Source organism: Burkholderia sp. RS01 (assembly GCF_039748055.1).
Lineage (GTDB): Bacteria > Actinomycetota > Actinomycetes > Actinomycetales > Micrococcaceae > Arthrobacter.
The window spans coordinates 1-318 of record NZ_JBDLAK010000070.1 but is presented as its reverse complement, the minus strand read 5'-3'; the positions used below and the strand labels follow the sequence as shown (position 1 = coordinate 318).

Below are 318 nucleotides of genomic sequence, written 5' to 3'. Positions count from 1 at the left end.
GGGGTTGATTTTGCCGGGCATGATCGAGGATCCGGACTGGACCGCGGGGAGGTTGATTTCGCCGAAGCCGGCGCGCGGGCCGGAGGAGAGCAGGCGCAGGTCGTTGCAGATTTTGGAGAGTTTCACGGCGACGCGTTTGAGGACGCCGGAGAGGTGGACGAAGGCGCCGACGTCCTGGGTGGCTTCGATCAGGTCGGGGGCGGTGACCAGCGGCAGGCCGGTGATCTCGGCCAGGTGGCGGCAGGCGGCGGCGGCGTAGCCGGGGGGTGCGTTCAGGCCGGTGCCGATGGCGGTGGCGCCGAGGTTGATTTCGTGGAT

At 68.9% G+C, this 318-nt stretch carries 1 protein-coding gene; it reads right to left on the bottom strand.

The features are described from left to right. A partial coding sequence (locus ABFP37_RS22565; protein ID WP_347035042.1) for a lyase family protein occupies positions 1-318 on the bottom strand: 318 nt, incomplete at both ends.